The sequence below is a fragment of the Belnapia sp. AC561 genome (assembly GCF_979252845.1).
Window position 1 is genome coordinate 1 of the sequence record NZ_CEEDBP010000040.1, and the last position, 16456, is coordinate 16456.

The 16456-nt window shown below is 70.3% G+C and carries 17 protein-coding genes, 1 pseudogene and 1 riboswitch; of the genes and pseudogenes, 10 read left to right on the forward strand and 8 right to left on the reverse strand.

Features of this window, described 5'->3' with window-relative positions; translation table 11 throughout:
* The 10 genes and pseudogenes from AC0IW9_RS24735 to AC0IW9_RS24780 form a co-directional block, all read left to right on the forward strand.
* A pseudogene (locus AC0IW9_RS24735) lies at positions 1-438 on the forward strand (hypothetical protein); the annotation flags it as partial.
* Entirely contained in the window at positions 431-1267 is an 837-nt protein-coding gene (locus AC0IW9_RS24740; protein ID WP_471650980.1) for a segregation and condensation protein A, read from the forward strand. The pseudogene AC0IW9_RS24735 and the gene AC0IW9_RS24740, both read left to right, overlap by 8 nt.
* Complete coding sequence (locus AC0IW9_RS24745) at positions 1264-1977, forward strand: DUF2161 family putative PD-(D/E)XK-type phosphodiesterase (RefSeq protein ID WP_471650981.1); 714 nt, start codon at positions 1264-1266, stop codon at positions 1975-1977. Before AC0IW9_RS24740 ends, AC0IW9_RS24745 begins: the two co-directional genes overlap by 4 nt.
* A 134-nt stretch (positions 1978-2111) precedes the next feature.
* Complete coding sequence (locus AC0IW9_RS24750; RefSeq protein WP_471650982.1) at positions 2112-2522, forward strand: HU family DNA-binding protein; 411 nt, start codon at positions 2112-2114, stop codon at positions 2520-2522.
* Between the two features lie 473 nt (positions 2523-2995).
* A riboswitch (TPP riboswitch) is annotated at positions 2996-3116 on the forward strand.
* Between the two features lie 71 nt (positions 3117-3187).
* On the forward strand, positions 3188-4309 hold the full coding sequence (locus AC0IW9_RS24755; RefSeq protein WP_471650983.1) for a LuxE/PaaK family acyltransferase: 1122 nt from the start codon (positions 3188-3190) through the stop codon (positions 4307-4309).
* 22 nt (positions 4310-4331) lie between these two features.
* A complete protein-coding gene (locus AC0IW9_RS24760) occupies positions 4332-5771 on the forward strand; it encodes an acyl-CoA reductase (protein WP_471650984.1) in 1440 nt (479 codons plus the stop codon).
* Entirely contained in the window at positions 5761-6531 is a 771-nt protein-coding gene (locus tag AC0IW9_RS24765) for an ABC transporter ATP-binding protein (RefSeq protein WP_471650985.1), read from the forward strand. The genes AC0IW9_RS24760 and AC0IW9_RS24765 overlap by 11 nt, the downstream gene beginning before the upstream one ends.
* Entirely contained in the window at positions 6528-7277 is a 750-nt protein-coding gene (locus tag AC0IW9_RS24770) for an ABC transporter permease (protein ID WP_471650986.1), read from the forward strand. Before AC0IW9_RS24765 ends, AC0IW9_RS24770 begins: the two co-directional genes overlap by 4 nt.
* Positions 7274-8257: an ABC transporter substrate-binding protein gene (locus AC0IW9_RS24775; RefSeq protein WP_471650987.1), complete on the forward strand. Its 984-nt coding sequence runs from the start codon at positions 7274-7276 to the stop codon at positions 8255-8257. Before AC0IW9_RS24770 ends, AC0IW9_RS24775 begins: the two co-directional genes overlap by 4 nt.
* A complete protein-coding gene (locus tag AC0IW9_RS24780) occupies positions 8254-9039 on the forward strand; it encodes an SDR family oxidoreductase (RefSeq protein WP_471650988.1) in 786 nt (261 codons plus the stop codon). Before AC0IW9_RS24775 ends, AC0IW9_RS24780 begins: the two co-directional genes overlap by 4 nt.
* A gap of 714 nt (positions 9040-9753) precedes the next feature.
* On the opposite strand, the gene AC0IW9_RS24785 is transcribed toward AC0IW9_RS24780, so the two are convergent.
* The 8 genes from AC0IW9_RS24785 to AC0IW9_RS24820 form a co-directional block, all read right to left on the reverse strand.
* On the reverse strand, positions 9754-10695 hold the full coding sequence (locus AC0IW9_RS24785) for a Bug family tripartite tricarboxylate transporter substrate binding protein (RefSeq protein ID WP_471650989.1): 942 nt from the start codon (positions 10693-10695) through the stop codon (positions 9754-9756).
* Between the two features lie 226 nt (positions 10696-10921).
* Positions 10922-11764, reverse strand: coding sequence for a CmcJ/NvfI family oxidoreductase (locus tag AC0IW9_RS24790; RefSeq protein WP_471650990.1), 843 nt, complete (start codon positions 11762-11764; stop codon positions 10922-10924).
* Between the two features lie 20 nt (positions 11765-11784).
* Positions 11785-12615, reverse strand: coding sequence for a TauD/TfdA dioxygenase family protein (locus AC0IW9_RS24795; RefSeq protein WP_471650991.1), 831 nt, complete (start codon positions 12613-12615; stop codon positions 11785-11787).
* A gap of 25 nt (positions 12616-12640) precedes the next feature.
* Positions 12641-13396: an ABC transporter permease gene (locus AC0IW9_RS24800; RefSeq protein ID WP_471650992.1), complete on the reverse strand. Its 756-nt coding sequence runs from the start codon at positions 13394-13396 to the stop codon at positions 12641-12643.
* Entirely contained in the window at positions 13393-13647 is a 255-nt protein-coding gene (locus AC0IW9_RS24805; RefSeq protein WP_471650993.1) for an ABC transporter permease, read from the reverse strand. Before AC0IW9_RS24805 ends, AC0IW9_RS24800 begins: the two co-directional genes overlap by 4 nt.
* Before the next feature lie 15 nt (positions 13648-13662).
* Positions 13663-14184, reverse strand: coding sequence for an ABC transporter permease (locus AC0IW9_RS24810; RefSeq protein WP_471650994.1), 522 nt, complete (start codon positions 14182-14184; stop codon positions 13663-13665).
* The gene (locus tag AC0IW9_RS24815) at positions 14181-15248 is read right to left on the reverse strand and encodes an ABC transporter substrate-binding protein (protein WP_471650995.1); all 1068 of its coding nucleotides are present in this window, start codon (positions 15246-15248) and stop codon (positions 14181-14183) included. Before AC0IW9_RS24815 ends, AC0IW9_RS24810 begins: the two co-directional genes overlap by 4 nt.
* 16 nt (positions 15249-15264) lie before the next feature.
* On the reverse strand, positions 15265-16149 hold the full coding sequence (locus AC0IW9_RS24820) for an ABC transporter ATP-binding protein (protein ID WP_471650996.1): 885 nt from the start codon (positions 16147-16149) through the stop codon (positions 15265-15267).
* Positions 16150-16456: the final 307 nt, after the last annotated feature.

Genomic DNA, 16456 nt, shown 5'->3' on the forward strand with positions numbered 1-16456 from the left:
TGGTTCCTGCCCATGGCCGCCCCCGCCGACGGGGTGCGGGCCATCAGCCTGGCCGGGGCGCGGATCCTGGCCCGCCGGCTGCGTGACTCAGTCGCCCTGCAGCAGCAGCGGGCGCTGCTGCGCGCCGCCACCGACCAGAGTTGTCCCTTCGATCTGCACCGCCTGCTGCCGGTGCCAGCCGCCATCCTTCGGCTCGGACCCGAGGACCCACAGAGTCGGGGCTGGCTCTGGCGCCACTGGGGCACCACCCGCGCCCTCCGCCACGCCCGGCTGCTGCCCAGTCCGGCCGATCGCCGCAACCGCCGGACCGATCACTGGCTGGTGGAGTTCTGGGCAGCCGACTGGTCGCCCTGGCCGGCGCTCCGGACCCTCCGCCGCACCTGGCCGGACCTGACCCTCAGCCTGCAGCCGCACTACGGCGAGGCCACCGATGGCTGAGGAGGACCCGGACTGGCCCGAGGCAGCCGGGCAGGGGAGGGCACCAGCACCGGCCGGCGAGGCTATGCCGCGGCTCAGCGTGGCGGGCTTCGAGGGGCCGCTCGACTTCCTGCTGGAGATGGTCCGCCGCCACCGGGTCGACCTCGGCCCGCTATCGATCGTTGCCCTCACCGACCAGCTCGTCGCCGCGCTCGAGGACAGTGCCCATCGCGTCCCGCTCGAGCGCCGCAGCACCTGGCTGGTCGCGGCCAGCGACCTCGTCTTGCTCAAGGCCCGCCTGCTCTGCCCGGAGAGCCCCGCCGTGGCCGAGGCCGCCGCGGCGGAGGCGACCCGGCGGCTGGGCCAGCTGGCCGAACTGGCCCGCATGCGCGCCGCCGCCGACTGGCTCAGCGCCCGGCCGCAGCTCGGCCTGCGGGTCTTTGCCCGGGGGCAGGTGGAGCGGCAGGCAAGGCCCCAGGCGGAGCTGTATGTCGCCTTCCTCGAGGCAACGCTCGCCATGCTTGAGGGCAAGGCGGGACAGCCGGCCCAGGCCCCCGCCTACCAGCCGGTGCTGCTCGAGCTCTGGCGTGTGCCGGAGGCCATCGAGCACATCACGCAACTGCTTGAGCAGCAACCGGAGGGAATGCCGCTCGTGGACTGTCTGCCGCCGATCCCAGTCGGCGCACCAAGGCACCTGCTACGGCAGCGGGCGGCGCTGGCCAGCACCCTGGTCGCCAGCCTCGAGTTGGCCCGCGATGCCACCCTCGACATGGACCAGGAGGCAGCCTTCGGGACCATTACCCTCAGACCGAAGCCGGGCCAGGGGATCGACCAGCGGAGGGTCGCATGAACGACGCCAGAGCGGCCGGCCGTAGGCGCGAAACTGCACTCTATGCCGCGGTCAAGCGGCACCTCGAAACCCTCGGCTACGAGGCCAAGGGCGAGATCTGCGGCTGCGACATCGTCGGCATCCGGCCGGGCGAGCCACCCGTCGTCGTCGTCACCGAGCTGAAGCTCACGCTCTCGCTGGAACTCATCCTCCAGGGCGTCGACCGCCTGGCCGCCGCGGACGAGGTCTGGCTGGCCGTCCTTGCCACCCGGCGTGGCCGCGATCGCGACCGGCGGGCGCACAAGCTCTGCCGCCTACTGGGTTTTGGCCTGTTGGCAGTCGACCCGGCGCGGCGAGCCGTGGAGGTGCTGGTCGAGCCGGCACCCTACCGCCCGCGGCCGAATGCCAAACGCCGCAGCCGACTGGTACTGGAACACCAGCGCCGGCAGGGTGACCCATCTCAGGGTGGCTCTTCGCGTACGCCCATTCTCACGGCTTACCGGCAGCGGGCTCTGGCCTGCGCCACGGCCATGGCCGCAGGGCCGGTCAGCACCAAGTCCCTGCGCTCGATCGCACCCGACGCTGGCGCCCTGATGCTGCGCAACGTCTACGGCTGGTTCGAGCGGGAAAGCCGCGGTATCTACCGCCTGACCGAAGCCGGAACGACAGCACTCCGCATGGCTTCCGCGAACGGATCGAACAGTGCAGTTCCTTTGCACGCTGGCGACTGAAATGGCCGTGGCGTCTGAATGAAGTTGCCGCATGCCGCCAACCCAGGATTTAACGACACAAGCGATGGCCACTGATTCGGTCAAAGCGATCGTCACGATCCTATCCCTGCAACAGCGGTATGGAGCATCAGGCCATGGCAACCAAGCAGCCCACCTCCCCAGCCAAAGCCCCGACCTCGGCTGCCAAGAAGCCCAGCCCGCCAGCCAAGGCATCGGCCTCGGCCTCGGCAACCAAGCAGCCTGCCGCAGCAGCCAAAGCACCCACCCCAGCCACGGTGACACTCAAGCAGCTGGCGCCCGAGTTGGCCGAAACGAACAACCTCACCAAACAGCAGAGCGAAGCCGTGCTGAACGCCCTGGTCGCACTGGTCACGACCCGGCTCAAGGCCGGCGACAAGGTCCGGCTGACCGGCCTCGGCATCCTGCAGGTGCGCGACCGCCCGGCCCGCACCGGCCGCAACCCAGCCACCGGCCAGTCCATCGAGATCAAGGCCAGCAAGAATATCGCCTTCAGCGCCGCCAAAGAACTCAAGGACGCGATCTGACGCGCATCCTCGAATGCTGTGACTCATCAGGAAGCGCGGCGGGGCTGGCGGAAGGTGGACAGCCGCGCATGACAGCGGCGATGCGTTGTCCGCACAACGCTGGCAGCCACCCGTTTGTCCGGTCCCCACCCAGCCGGACAACCGGGCCACGATCCCAGAAGAGAACGTTTGCATGTTCGCTGCTGATAAAGAAACGGCTCCGTAAGATCTTCAGCATCTTGCCGGCCGAGATCGTCAGGCTCGGCCGCGGCGCTCTTCCGCCATGCCCAGCGCCAGCCGTGCCCAGCCGGCAGTTCGTGCGTCCACGCCAGCACCTGGCCGAATGACTTTGCCCGGCGTCATCGATGACCGCGTGAGCCGGTTCGGAGTCTAGGCCGGAGGGCTCGGGGCGCCTGTCCACCAGCCCGGGACTGACACCTCCTCAGCCTGCCGCTTCACCGATTTGACAGCCCCTCCAGGCATACCTACTTCTTCGGCCATCGCAGGGGTGCTTCGACAAGAGGCTGAGAGTCCGCCGGTCCCGGTTGGGAGCGCGGCAACCCTTTGAACCTGATCCGGGTCGTGCCGGCGGAGGGATGCGGACACCGGGCGCCGGATCGGCGGCCCTCCCATCCTCCGTTGCATGCTCCGCGTCTCGGCGCGGTCAGGCGGAAGGGGGGGTTAGGATGGCAGGTGTTGGGGAAGCCGCGTTCGACGCGACCGCTGCGGCGCTGCGCGCCCGGGTGGAGGCGATGATGGCCACGCCGGCGCCGGACGAGGCCACCTTCGACTCGCTCGCCCTCGACATCTTCGCCTTTCAGTTCGAGCATGACCCCGCCTATCGCCGCTTCGCCCGGCAACGCGGCCGAAACCCTCGCGCCGTGCGGTCCTGGCGCGAGATCCCGGCCGTGCCGATCAGCGCCTTCAAGGACCTCGACATCGGCTGCACGCCACCCGAACGGGCTGCGCGCGTTTTCATGACGAGTGGCACCACGCAGGCCGGTCGGCGCGGGCAGGTGCATCACCGTTCGCTCGATCTCTACGACCGCTCGATGCGGCTGGGATTCGAGCACTTCTTCATGCGTGGCGCCGCGCCCATGGCCATGGCGACGCTCTTCCCGGACGAGGCGTCGCTGCCGAACTCCTCGCTGGCGCACTACCTCGCCCTCGCGCTCCGGCATTTCGGGACGCCTGGCAGCCGCACGATGATGGGTCCGGCCGGGATCGACAGACCCGCGCTGGTCGCGGCCCTGCGCGGGGCGGAGGCATCGGGCGAGCCCTTCGCGCTGCTCGGCGCCACCTATGCCTTCGTGGGACTGCTCGATGCGCTGGATGCCGAGGGGCAGCGCTTCGCCCTGCCGCCGGGCAGCCGCATCCTCGACACGGGCGGCTTCAAGGGCCAGTCGCGCGAGGTGCCTCCCGAGGTCTTCTACGGCCGGCTGAGCAAGACCTTCGGCGTGCCGGCGGCGCTCTGCGTCAACATGTACGGCATGACAGAGTTGTCCTCGCAGTTCTATGACGACGGCAACGCCGTGCTGCCCCCGGTCAAGCGCGGGATGCCCTGGTTGCGCTCGCGCGTCGTGGACCCGCTGACCGGCCGCGACGTCCCGCCCGGCACGCCGGGCGTGCTGGCGCATCATGACCTTGCCCATCTCGGCGTCGTTTCGGCGATCCTGACGGAGGACGTGGGCGTGATGCGGGAGGACGGTTTCCTGCTGCTGGGCCGGGTGGGTGGCGCCGAGGCCAAGGGGTGCTCACTGGCGGTCGAGGAATTCCTCGCTGCCGCCCGCGCGCCGGCTGGCGCCTGAGGGCGCCGCGCGCGTGAGAGAGATGGGAGGATATCTGCCCTCCTCACCGCCCGACCACGGCTGGCGGACGGAGCGCTTCGCGGGCGGCGGGAGCCCGCTGGAGGTGGCGCTGCCCGTCTTCGACGCGGCGGGCATGGCGGCCCTGGCCGGGCAGATCCGGGACGAGGCGCGCGCCGTGCTGGGAGCGATGCCGGTGGACGCCATCGCCGCCGCGATCGACGCTGCGGCGGAGCGCATGCTTGATCGCGCCCATCCTCTGCGCCGCAAGGCGGAGGCACTGCTGCCGATCGTCACCGGCTACGACGCTGAAAGCGTCCGGCTGGGGTTGACGGCCACCTTCCGCAACTTTCGCCTGCCGCAGCTGCGCCGCTTCCTCGCCGCCGACTTCCCCGACCCCGGCATGCTCGACGGCTTCCGCCCGATGCCGCGCGGCGGGCTTGCACGCGCCTGGGGGCCGGCGCTGCTGCTCCACGTCTGGGCCGGCAACGTGCCTGGCTTGCCAGTTTGGGGACTGGCGCGCGGCCTGCTGGTGAAGGCAGGCACGATCGGCAAGGTCTCCGCCGCGGAACCACTGCTGGCCGGCTGGTTCGCTGGGTTGCTGGCCGAGGTGGAACCGCGCTTGGCCGGCTGCCTCGGTATCCTGTGCTGGAAGGGCGGTGCGGACCCGGCCGAAGACGCTGCTTTTAAGGCAGCGGACACGGTGGTGGCTTATGGCGGCAACGCGACGCTGGCGGCAATCCGCAACCGCCTGCCGGCCACGACGCGCTTCGTCGGTCACGGCCACAAGGTGAGCTTCGCCCTGGTCTCGCGCGAGGCGCTGACGGCCGGCCGCGCGGCGGCGGCGGCGGGGCTGGCCGCGCGCGACATCGCCCGCTTCGAGCAGCAGGGCTGCTTCGCGTCGCAGATGATCTTCGCCGAGCGGGGCGGCGCGGTGGACCCCGCCGCCTTTGCCCGGCATCTGGCGGCGGCGCTGGCGGCGGCCGAGGCACGCCACCCGCGACGGGCACTGTCGCTCGCTGAGGCCGCGGCCCTCGCCGGTTGGCGGGACGGGGAGGAGGCGCGGGCGATGGTGGAGCCGGGCCGGTCGGTGATGTCCGGCCCGGACCTCGGCTGGTGCGTCTCCTACGCCGACGCCGCCGAATCCCTGCGGCCTGCGGCGCTGAACCGCAGCGTCACGGTGGTGGCGCTTGATTCCCTGGAGGAGGCGACGGCGCTGGTGGCGCCCTTCCGCGACCTGCTGCAAGGCGCCGGCGTCGCCGCTCCGCCGCGCCGGCTGCATGCGCTCGCCGAGGCGCTGGGCGCGGTCGGGGTGACGCGAATCGCGGCGCTGGGCGCGATGACGGTCCCCGAGGCCGGCTGGCACAATGACGGCCGCTTCAATCTGCTCGACCTCGTGACGATGACTGAGATCGAACCGGCAGCCGAGGCGCAGGCGGAGCTCTACGCGCCCCATGCCGACTAAGCCCACCACCTCCACGCCGCCCGGCACAGCCGCCATCACGCTGGCGGGGGTGGGCTATGCGCCGCCGGGTCACCCGCCGATCCTGGCGGGCATCGACTGGACCGTGCCGGCAGGGGCCTTCCACGCGCTACTGGGCCGCAGCGGCTGCGGCAAGACCACGCTGCTGAAGCTCACCGCCGGCCTGCTGCCGCCTGGGACCGGGACCGTGCGCCTGGAGGGCCGCGCGCCGCAAGGCCCGTCCGAGGGGGTAGGCTTCGTCTTCCAGACGCCGACGCTGCTGGACTGGTGCACGGCTCTGGAGAACGTGCTGCTGCCGCTTTCGCTGCGGCGCGGGCGCGGCGGGCGGGACCGCGCGATGGCGCTGCTCGACGGGCTGGGGCTGGGCGGCCTCGCGGGGCGCTATCCGCGACAGCTCTCGGGTGGGCAGCAGGCGCGCGTGGCAATCGCGCGCGCCCTGGTGGAGTCGCCGCGCGTGCTGCTGCTGGACGAGCCCTTCGCATCGCTCGACGCCCTGACGCGCGAGGCGCTGCAGGAGGATCTGGCTGGCCTCTGCGCGCGCGATGGCGTCACCGCCCTGCTCGTGACGCATGACATCGCCGAGGCCGTGTTCCTGGCCGACCGGGTGGTGCTGATGGCGGCGGGGCGGATCACCGGGGAGGTCGCGGTGGACCTGCCGCACCCGCGCTCGCCCGGCATCCGCTACGATCCCGCCTTCAACGCGCGCTGCCGGGTGCTGCGCGAGGCGCTGGACCGGGCATGATCCGCCGCTTGGCGCATCTGCTGCTGCTCCTGGCGCTGCTCGGTGGCTGGGAGCTGGCCTGCCGCTGGCTCCCGCTGCCGGAGTTGGTGCTGCCGCGTCCCGGCCGTGTCGCGGCCGTGCTGGTGGAGGAAGTAGCGAGCGGCCGGCTGCTGCGACACCTGGCGGTGACGGCGGGGGAGATGGTGATGGGCCTCGCCGCCGGGGCGGCCTTTGCCCTGCCAGTGGGGGCGCTGCTGGCCGAGAGCCCGGCGCTGCGCCGCCTCGCGCATCCCTACCTCGTTGCCAGCCAGGTGGTGCCCAAGCTCGCCCTCGCACCGCTTTTCCTGCTCTGGTTCGGCTTCGGGATGCGCTCTATCATCGTCATCACCGCGCTCGTCTGCTTCTTCCCGCTGTTGGAGAACACGGTGACGGGCCTTGGCCGCGTGGATGCGTCGCGGCTGGAGTTGTTCCGCATGCTGCGCGCCAGCCGCTGGCAGACCCTGCTGCGGCTGCGCATCCCGGCGGGGCTGCCGGTGATCCTCGCGGGCTTCCGCGTCGCGGTGGTGCTGGCGCTGGTCGGCGCCGTGGTGGGCGAGTTCATCATGGGCCGCGAGGGCCTGGGCGCCGCCGTCATGGCGGCGCAGGGCATGATGGACACGGCACTGATGTTCGCCCTCCTCCTCGCCGTCGCCGCGCTCGGCAGCGCGGCCTACCAGGGGGCGCTGCTCGCCGAACGCCTGATCCTCTCCGAAAGGTTCGATCCATGACGATCCCGCGCCGCGCCGCCCTGCTTGCCGCCCTGGCCGCGCCCCTCGGCCTGCGTCACGGTGCCGCGCAGGACCTGCGCAAGGTGACGGTCGCGGGCTGGAGCCCGCCGATCAGCGAGGTTACCAACATGCTCGCCGAGCCGGACAAGGGCTTCTTCCGGGCGCGCGGCATCGCGCTCGACTACCTGCCCGGGCAGGGCAGCGCATCCGCGATCCAGAACATGCTCACGGGGCGCGCGGACATCGCCTTCACCGACCCCGCCTCGCTGTTTCTGGCGATCGACTCCGGCGAGCGGCTCGTGGCGGTGTACAACATCTACCCGCAGAACGTGTTCAACCTCGTGGCGCGCGCCAGCAGCGGCATCGCTGCGCCCGCGGACCTGCGGGGAAAGCGCGTCAGCGTCTATGCGCGTGGAAGCGGCACCTGGATCCACCTGATGCTGCTGCTCCATGCCGCCGGGCTGAAGGAATCGGACGTCACGGTGGAGGTGGCCGGACCGCTCAACTTCGGCCCCCTCATCCAAGGCCAGGTGGATGCCGCCGCCGCCACCGACACCGGCCTGCACGTCGCACGCGCCCGCGGCCTGAAGGGCTTCACCGTGATCGAGGTGCGCGACACCATCAACTTGCCGACCGACGTCTTCGTGGTGACGGAGCGGGCATTCCGCGAGCGCCGCGCGCTGATCGCGGATTTCTTGGCCGCCTACCGCGACAGTGCCCAATGGATGATCGACCGGCCGGACGAGGCGGCCAGGCTCGCCGTCACCCGGGCGATCAACGGGCGCGAGGAGGCGATGAACCGCGAGATCATCGACCTCCGCAACGCTTCCTCCATCTCCGAAACGACGCGCCGCGACGGGCCGGGACATTTCGACCCGGGGGTGATGCAGCGGGGCGCGGACATGCTGCACCAGCTCGGTCTGATCCGGAACCGGATCGATGTCTCCGCGGTGATCCGGCCGGAACTGCTGCCGCGATGATCGCGGATCTTGGGGGGCGGGTCGCCCTGGTCACCGGCGGCGGCCGCGGCATCGGCCGAGCGATCGCGGAACGCTTTGCCGCGGCCGGGGCAGCGGTGGTGGTCAACTACCTGCGGAACGAGGCGGCCGCCGAGGCCACCGTGGAGGCCTGCCGCGCGGCGGGCGGCGAGGCGATACCCTGGCGGGCCGACGTGACCGATGCCGAGGCCGTGGCTGCCATGGCGCGCGGGGTCGACGCGGAGTTCGGCCGCCTCGACGTGCTCGTCCTTAACGCCTTCGCGCCCTTCATCTTCGACGCCGAAGGCCGGACGCCGTTTCGCGGACTGCACTGGGACGATTACCAGCGCCAGATCGACGGCTCCGTCCGGGCCGCCTTCATCGGCTGCCAGGCCTTCGTCCCGACCATGGAGCGGCGGCCCGGGGGCAGCGTCGTGACCATCGCAAGCAACCTCGTGGCACGGCCCGCCGTGCCCTACCACGACTACATCACGGCCAAGGCGGGTCTCATCGGCTTCACCCGCTCGCTGGCCGCAGAACTCGGGCCGCTGGGATTGCGCGCGAATTGCATCGCGCCCGGCCTGGTCTGGCCCACCGATGCCAGCCGCAACACGCGGGAGGACCTGCGCGATGCCATCACTGCCGCGACGCCGCTGCGCCGCCTCGCCAGTCCGGGGGACGTCGCAGGACCGGCCCTGTTTTTCGCCTCCGACCTCAGTGCCTTCGTGACCGGGCAGACGCTGTTCGTGGACGGGGGAATGGTGATGGCGGCCAGCCCGATATGAGCGGCGATGCCGATGCAAGGAGTTCCCTAGCCATGGCTCCTTACCGTCGAGCCACGGAACGCCGGTGCTGACCTTCCGTGGGACGCCGGGGGAGGGGGCCAGTCGCCGTCGCGATGCGCACGCTGCCCCGACTGCCTGCCGCTCATTGTTGATAATGCCCGGTGTCACCGCCCTGCGCGACAGGGTCGGGAATGGGCGGTCCGGGTCGCCTGCCTCAATGCCGTGGAACGCAACGCCGCTGAGGCTGCGGATGGCTGCTCGCCCACTCCGCCACCGCGATCCCAAGGCGAGCATAGGATGGCGATAGGCAGCCGACCGACGACGCCCACGAAACACCCGTCTTGGACCACGAGGGCGCGACGGTCACCTCCACGCTGCTGAGCCCTCAGGGACGGAGCATGACAGCGGTGCGCCTCTGCGGCGTCAGCAACGCCGGTCGCAAGCGTGGCAGCGTGGGGCGGTACCATGCGGGCGCAAGATGATTTGCGGTCGTGGGCGAGACGATAGTGCCGGGTGCGGACCGGATGACGCCGATATGGCGGCTGCCTGGCGGTCGTGCGCCGGCTCCCCGTTCCGCCGGGCAGGTCCGGCGATCCGGTTCCTTGAAGGCCGAAGGCCGCACAATCATCCTTGCCTCTTACATCGTTTTTATTTGGTCTCTCTTTGCAGATCGAAGATGGGGCATGGCCATTTGAGGTAATTAACCATCATTCATTAGCTGGCGCCGGATGAAATGCTGCGGGCAAAGGCACGGCGGCCAGCAAGTTCCCGTGCCAGACGTTGTTGCGCCTCCTCACCGGCTTGAAGTATCGCCTTATTGCCGTTGCCGGCCGTCACCTCGAGCACGGCGGGCGTATTCGCTGCTGCGGCGAGGGCGTTGCGCAACCGCTCAACGACAGGCAGCGGCGTCGCCGCTGGCGCGAGCATGCCGTTCCAGATGGTGAAATCCGGTTCGGTCAGGCCGAGCTCGGCCATGCAGGGCACCTCGGGCAGTTCCGCCAAACGTTCCTGGCCGACGCTCAGCAGGGGCTGCAGTCGGCCATCGCGGAAATGCGGTGCGGCGGTGCCGAAATCGGAGGTGCCGATCTGCACATGACCCGCCACCAAGTCCATCACTTGCGGCGCAGTTCCGCGATAAGGCACCTTGATCAGATCCAGCTTGAAGTGCCGGGCCAGGAGTTCGACCGATTGCTCCGAAACCGAGCCGCTGCCGGTGGTGCCAAAGGCGAGCGGTGGTTGCCTCTTGTCTCGCGCCCGTGCCAGCAGCGCCTGGAAGTCGCGCAGCCGGAGCGATGGATGTGCCCAAAGTATGCTGGCCGATTCGGTGAAGAGGCCGATGGGTGTGAAATCGCTCAGCGGGTCGAACTGAACGGTATCCGCAAGGGCGACGACGCTGCCGATGAAGGCGGTGGTATTGGCGATGAGCAGCGTATAGCCATCCGCTGGGCTACGGGCGACGTGCTGGATGCCGACGGTGCCGGTGGCACCGGCGCGGTTGTCCACCACGACCGGCTGACCAAGCAGGACGGATAGTTCCCGCACGATGGCCCGGGCATAGGTATCGGTCGGACCGCCCGCCGGCCAGGGTACGACGACCCGGATCGGACGGCTCGGCCAGGCAGTTTCGGATGCTGCCGTGCCGGCGACCGGCAGCAATGCGGTGCCGCCAAGCAGGCGCAGGATGGTACGACGCCCGGGCGTGTTGTCGTGAGCAGGCATGACATGGCTCCGAAGTTGCTGGAGTTCCGCCGTGCCAATGCGACATGCCTTGGGCTCGCCGCCTGGCAAAGGGTTGCGGCCACCAGGAGGTTCCCGCCGCCGTCGAGCGGAGATCCGGTGGCGTGGCCTTCTCAGGCGCCTGAGGCGCCTGGGAAGGATCATCTCAATGCGGGTGGAATACCAAGGTGCGCAGCTCGATGCTCTCGCGCGGTGGGGCATCGGGCGGCGTCGTCGGATCGTCGAAGGCGGTATGGGCGACGAAGCGGGCGCGGCCATCGGTCTTGCTGTCGTAGCACTTGATCAGCAGCGCCTCGTCGGTCCGCAACTGCGGCACGTAGTACCAGCGATGCTGCGGATTGTAGCGCACGTTGTAGGTCTCGCCGACCCGGTGCGGATAGACGAGGTCCGAGGGCACGTAGTCCTCGAAGGGGAAGCTGCGGGCATCGGCGAAGGCCAGGGGATGGTCCAGCGCCGGGTTGTTGATCGGCCGCCACAGGTTCACCACCTGCACCCGGCCCCGCAGCAGCGCCTCCGCCTCGTCCGGCAACAGGTCGCGCACCCTCTGCGGGCCGGATGTCTCGGTATGATCGACGTGGACGCGGGTTGCCGGCTGGCGTGGTCCGTCGCGGTCGTCCGCCTGTCCGGCGATGCGGCGGCGCAGCGTATGGTCGAAGACGAAGACCCGGCTGGCGCCGGTGGCGCGGCGGATGATGTCGATGCATTCCGGGTAGTAGATGTCGCGGATCTGCTGCTCGTCCCCGAAGTCGGTCACCGCGCTGCGGTGCTCGATCAGCCCGAAGCCCGTGGTGTCGAGCGAGACCTCGCCGGCGATCTTGCGCGCGTTGCGGATCGCCACCCTGTGCGGCTCGGGCCGCACCGTGCTGCGCGGCTCGCCGGCCGGCGGGTCATAGGCATAGGTGCGTGGCCGGCCCCCGGTCGGGGCCAGGTAGTTCAGCGACGCCACCACGTCGGGCAGCGTCTCGGGGCGTTCAAGGGTGATGCTCATGCGCATGTCTCCTTCCGACGTCAGGCGGCCAGGGGCTGGCCCTTGATGGTCACGCGCGATCCGCTCCGCACGTTCGGGAAATAGTCCCACACGGCCAGGTGCTGCACCGCGCGGTTGTCCCAGAAGGCGACCGAGTTGGGCTGCCACTGGAAGCGCACCTGGAAATCCGGCTTCTCCGCATGCTGGAAGAGGTAGCCAAGCAGCGCGTCGCTCTCCTCCTCCGGCAGTTCATTGATGCGGACGGTGAAGCCGCGGTTGACGTAGAGGCCGCGCCGGCCGCTGATCGGGTGGCGGATCACCACCGGATGCACCGCGCTGGGATGCACCTTCGCGCTGTCGTCGATGCCGAGCAGGCGGTTGGTGCGGCGATAGGAGCGTTCGCCGGAATGGAAGGCGGTCAGCCCCTCCAGATAGCCTCGCAGCTTCGGCGAGAGTGCCTCATAGGCGGCGGCCAGGCTAGCGAAGAGCGTGTCGCCACCGAGCGGCGGGACGGTGTGCAGGTGCAGGATGCTGCCGAGCGGCGGTGTCTGGAAGCAGGAGACATCGGAATGCCAGCGTTCGCCGGCGATGCGCTTGCTGTTCGCATCGGCGTGGATCGGCAGGATCTCCGGGTGGCCCTCCGGACCAGGCGTGTTCGGGTGGATGTCCAGCTCGCCGAAATAGCGGCTGAAGGCCTTCTGCGTGTCATGCGTGAAGGCCTGGTCGCGGAAGAACAGCACGCCGAAGTCGCCGAGCGCGCGGTGCAGTTCATCCACCTGGGCATTGCTGAGCGGCCGGGTGATGTCGATGTCCCGCACCTCGGCGCCGACATGCGGCGAGAGGCGGTGAATGGTCAGGGCCTCGTAGGACATGGCTTTTCCCTTTCTGCCGTGTGGTTCAGTGGGTGGCCCGGCGCCAGGGCAGCAGGAGGCCACCGCCCGCCACCGCCAGCCGGTTCAGCCCGACGCCGATGCCGCCGAGCAGCACGACGCCGAGGAGCACGAGGGCCATGTCGAAGCGGTCGCGGCCCTCGATCAGGATCCCGCCCAGGCCGCTGCCCTTGGCGAGGAAATACTCCGCCCCGACCGTCGCCAGCCAGGCATGGATCAGGCCGAGCTGTAGCCCGGTGAGGATGGAGGGCAGCGCCGCCGGCAGCAGGATGCGACGCAGCCGCTGCACCCGGGTGAAGCGCAGCGCGGCGCCGACCTCGAGCAGCGCGGCCGGTGCGGCGCGCACGCCCTCCCAGGTGTTCAGCACCACCACGGGGAAGACCGCCAGGGCGATAAAGACGATGCGGGAGGTCTCGCCGAAGCCGAACCAGATGGCGATCAGCGGAATCCAGGCAAAGACCGCGATGGATTTCAGCGCCTGGAAGCTCGGCCGCAGCAGCAGGTCGGCGAGGCGCGACAAGCCGCAGACGAAGCCGAGCGCGAGGCCGAGCGCAGCGCCCGCGGCGAAGCCCGCCAATGCCCGTTGCAGGCTGGCCAGCAGGTTGGGCAGCAGGGTCGCGCCGGTAAGCTGCGCCCAGGCGGCGGCCGCGACCTCGGCCGGTGGCGGCAGGAGCCGCGGGTCGGCCCAGCCGCGCGACGCCGCCACCTGCCACAACGCCAGCAGCAGCACCGGCAGCAGCAGGCCGCGCAAGGTCGCCCTCATGCGCCGGGCTTCCAGCGCTGCAGCCGCTGCTCGACCACCGCCAGCAGAGCGTCGAAGATCAGCCCGACCACGGCGATGATCGCCATGCCGGCGATGACCAGATCCATCTGGAACATCTGCCGGCCCCAGACCAGCAGGTAGCCCAGGCCCTCGGAGGAGGCGAGCAGCTCCACCGCCACCAGCGCCTTCCAGGCACTGGTCAGGCCATAGCGGATCCCGGTGAAGACCGGCGGCACGGTCGCCGGCAGCACGACGCGGCGCAGGTACTACCAGCCCGTGTAGCGGAACACCGCCGCCACCTCCCGCCAGGCCACGGGGATGCCGCGGACGCCGTCGCGCGCATTCAGCGCGACGGGCACGCAGGCGGCCTTGGCGATGATGACGACCTTCAGCGCCTCGCCGATGCCGAGCGGCAGCATCAGCAGCGGCACCCAGCCGATGACCGGCACCTGGGCAATCGCCATGAAGCTCGGCCGCAGGAACTCCTCCACCCTGCGGGACATGCCCATGGCCGCGCCGAGCACGAGGCCGAGCGTCGCGCCGATGGCGAAGCCCTCCACCACCCGTAGCGCGCTGACGCCGAGATGCATTGCCAGGTCGCCGGAGGCCCACAGCTCCCGCAGCGTCAGCCAGACATCACCCGGTGCCGGCAGCACCTGCGGCGCGATCCAGCCCTGGCGGGAGGCGAGCGCCCAGCCCGCCAGCGCCAGCAGCGGCAGCACCAGCGCCAGCAGCCAGGCCGGTGGTGCCGGCAGGGGCGTGCTGCGGCGGGCGAGGGTCGCGCTCATCGGGCGGCGATCTCCCGGCCCTCGGCGTCACGGCGCGTCCAGCGGCGCTCGAGGTCGAGGTCGCGCAGCGCCGCCTCCAGGTGGCGCGTGTCGAACCAGTCGCGCAGGTCGACGGCACGGCGGATCAGCCGGTGCTCGAGCGCGCCATCGGCCTGCACCTGGTACTGCCGGCGCAGGAAGTCGTCGACCACCGGGCTGTTGCGGAAGGCCAGCGGCAGGCCGGCGAAATCCTCGCGGAAATTCTCGATCGGGTGGCCGGACCTGGCCCAGCTCTCGAACACCGCCTCCCGGTTGGCCTCGTCCGAGGTCCAGTCGGCGGCGCGGACGAAGCTGCGGATGATGCGTCCGGCGAGCTCGCTGTTCGCCGCCTCGAAGGCCTCGGTGACCAGCACGTGGGAGTGCCGGCCATAGGCCGGGTTGTCGCCCTTGGTGGTATAGACGACCTTGGCCAGGTTACGGCGTTGCAGCGACAGCACGGTGGGGCTGCCGAACACCGCCTCCACGTTGCGGCTGGCCAGTGCGGCATCGGCGGCGGCGAAATCCATGTTGACGACCTTGAGGTCGCGCTCGGTCAGCCCGTTCGCTGCCAGCACCTTGGCGATGGAGAGATGCAGGTTGGTGCCGCGGTGCCAGGCGACGCTGCGGCCACGCAGGTCGGCCACGCCACGGATCTCGCTGTCGGGCCAGACGCCGAGGTAGATCGGGTTGTTCACCCCATTGGCCATGACGAGCTTCGTACGCAGCCCGTTGGAGCGGCCGATGACCGAGGGCAGGTCGCCCATCAGCGCGAAGTCGAGCTGGTTGTTGGCCAGCGCCTCGTTCACCGCGGGCCCGGCGCCGGCGAAGAAGAACCAACGGAACTCGATGTTGCCCTCGCCGGCGAAGTCGCGCTCCAGCCAGCCCTCGGCATGGGCATAGGCAACAGGTGAGCCACCGGTGAACTGCCGGTTGCCGGCACCGATGGAGGCGAAGCCGAGCCGCACCACGCGGGTCTGGGCAAGTGCGGGCGCGGCGAGGAGGCCAAGGCTGGTGGCCCCGAGAGCGCGCCGGGTGAGTTGCGGCATGGGATCAGCCTTCCGATCAGGCGGCATTGGCGGGCAGGGGTTCCGCGGCGCGGTCCTCCAGCGTCGCCAGTACCGCTGCGCGTAGCCGGGCATGGGCGCGGTCGGCACGGTCGCGGGACAGGTTGGCGGGGGTTTCGAAGACGCGGCGGATGCGCCCCGGGCGCGGCGACATCACCACGACGCGCTGCCCGAGATGCAGCGCCTCGTCCACGTCGTGCGTCACCAGGACCATGGTGGCGCGCTCCCGCTGCCAGATGCGCTTCAGCTCATCCTGCAGGCGGACGCGGGTGAGGGCGTCGAGCGCACCGAAGGGCTCGTCCAGCAGCAGCACGTCCGGGCGGTTGACCAAACCACGGGCGATCGCCGCACGCTGCGCCATGCCACCGGAGAGTTGGTGCGGCCAAGCCTTCTCGAAGCCCGAAAGGCCGACCATGGCGATGTGCTCGGCAATCGCGCGGCGCTTGGCACCGGCATCGCCGGGGGCATTCAGCAGCGCGGCGCCGATGTTGTCCTCCACCGTCAGCCAGGGGAACAGCCGGTGCTCCTGGAAGACCAGGCCGCGCTGCAGGCTGGGCCCGGCGATCAACTCGCCATCGTGCAGCAAAGTGCCCTCATCCGGCGCATCCAGCCCGGCCAGCAGCCGTAGCAGGGTGGATTTACCGCAGCCGCTGGCGCCCAGGATGGTGATGAATTCGCCTGGGGCGATATGGAGGCTGACACGGTCTAGCGCGGTCAGCGCCGCGCCATCGATGCGGAACCGCCGGCTGACGGCGTGGATGGCGAGGCCGCCACGTGCGGCGGCCGGCAGGCCATCGCTGGCCGGCACGTCGGCCGCTTCGGTGGCGGGATCCCGGCGCCAGCCAGCATGCAACGCCAGGGTTTCGGGGTGCGGCTTGCTCATCGCGGATGGGTCCTTGGGCCAAGCCGGCTGCGGCGGTGCCGAGGGATGGCCGCAGTAGGCGCGGAGGGTCGTGAAAGGGCAGCGGGCGGCAACCTAGCGAGAGCGCCGACACCTGCTTTGCTGCCCGGATCGCTCCGGCCAGATAAACGCCATGGGATAAGCCTCACTCCGCCGACCGTGGAATCAGTCAGCGCGCAGATTAATTCACGCTATAAAATGCTAGTCAAATTGATTGAACGATTTAAGGTGTGTCTTTAAGGTTGTGACATCGGCGCGCGCCGCCTCGGCGCGGCGCCACCGGGATCCA

Coding starts and splice junctions, on each gene's coding strand:
- AC0IW9_RS24740 (WP_471650980.1), top strand. CDS start 431: ATGGCTGAGGAGGACCCGGACTGGCCCGAGGCAGCCGGGCAGGGGAGG.
- AC0IW9_RS24745 (WP_471650981.1), top strand. CDS start 1,264: ATGAACGACGCCAGAGCGGCCGGCCGTAGGCGCGAAACTGCACTCTAT.
- AC0IW9_RS24750 (WP_471650982.1), top strand. CDS start 2,112: ATGGCAACCAAGCAGCCCACCTCCCCAGCCAAAGCCCCGACCTCGGCT.
- AC0IW9_RS24755 (WP_471650983.1), top strand. CDS start 3,188: ATGGCAGGTGTTGGGGAAGCCGCGTTCGACGCGACCGCTGCGGCGCTG.
- AC0IW9_RS24760 (WP_471650984.1), top strand. CDS start 4,332: ATGGGAGGATATCTGCCCTCCTCACCGCCCGACCACGGCTGGCGGACG.
- AC0IW9_RS24765 (WP_471650985.1), top strand. CDS start 5,761: ATGCCGACTAAGCCCACCACCTCCACGCCGCCCGGCACAGCCGCCATC.
- AC0IW9_RS24770 (WP_471650986.1), top strand. CDS start 6,528: ATGATCCGCCGCTTGGCGCATCTGCTGCTGCTCCTGGCGCTGCTCGGT.
- AC0IW9_RS24775 (WP_471650987.1), top strand. CDS start 7,274: ATGACGATCCCGCGCCGCGCCGCCCTGCTTGCCGCCCTGGCCGCGCCC.
- AC0IW9_RS24780 (WP_471650988.1), top strand. CDS start 8,254: ATGATCGCGGATCTTGGGGGGCGGGTCGCCCTGGTCACCGGCGGCGGC.
- AC0IW9_RS24790 (WP_471650990.1), bottom strand. CDS start 11,764: ATGAGCATCACCCTTGAACGCCCCGAGACGCTGCCCGACGTGGTGGCG.
- AC0IW9_RS24795 (WP_471650991.1), bottom strand. CDS start 12,615: ATGTCCTACGAGGCCCTGACCATTCACCGCCTCTCGCCGCATGTCGGC.
- AC0IW9_RS24800 (WP_471650992.1), bottom strand. CDS start 13,396: ATGAGGGCGACCTTGCGCGGCCTGCTGCTGCCGGTGCTGCTGCTGGCG.
- AC0IW9_RS24810 (WP_471650994.1), bottom strand. CDS start 14,184: ATGAGCGCGACCCTCGCCCGCCGCAGCACGCCCCTGCCGGCACCACCG.
- AC0IW9_RS24815 (WP_471650995.1), bottom strand. CDS start 15,248: ATGCCGCAACTCACCCGGCGCGCTCTCGGGGCCACCAGCCTTGGCCTC.
- AC0IW9_RS24820 (WP_471650996.1), bottom strand. CDS start 16,149: ATGAGCAAGCCGCACCCCGAAACCCTGGCGTTGCATGCTGGCTGGCGC.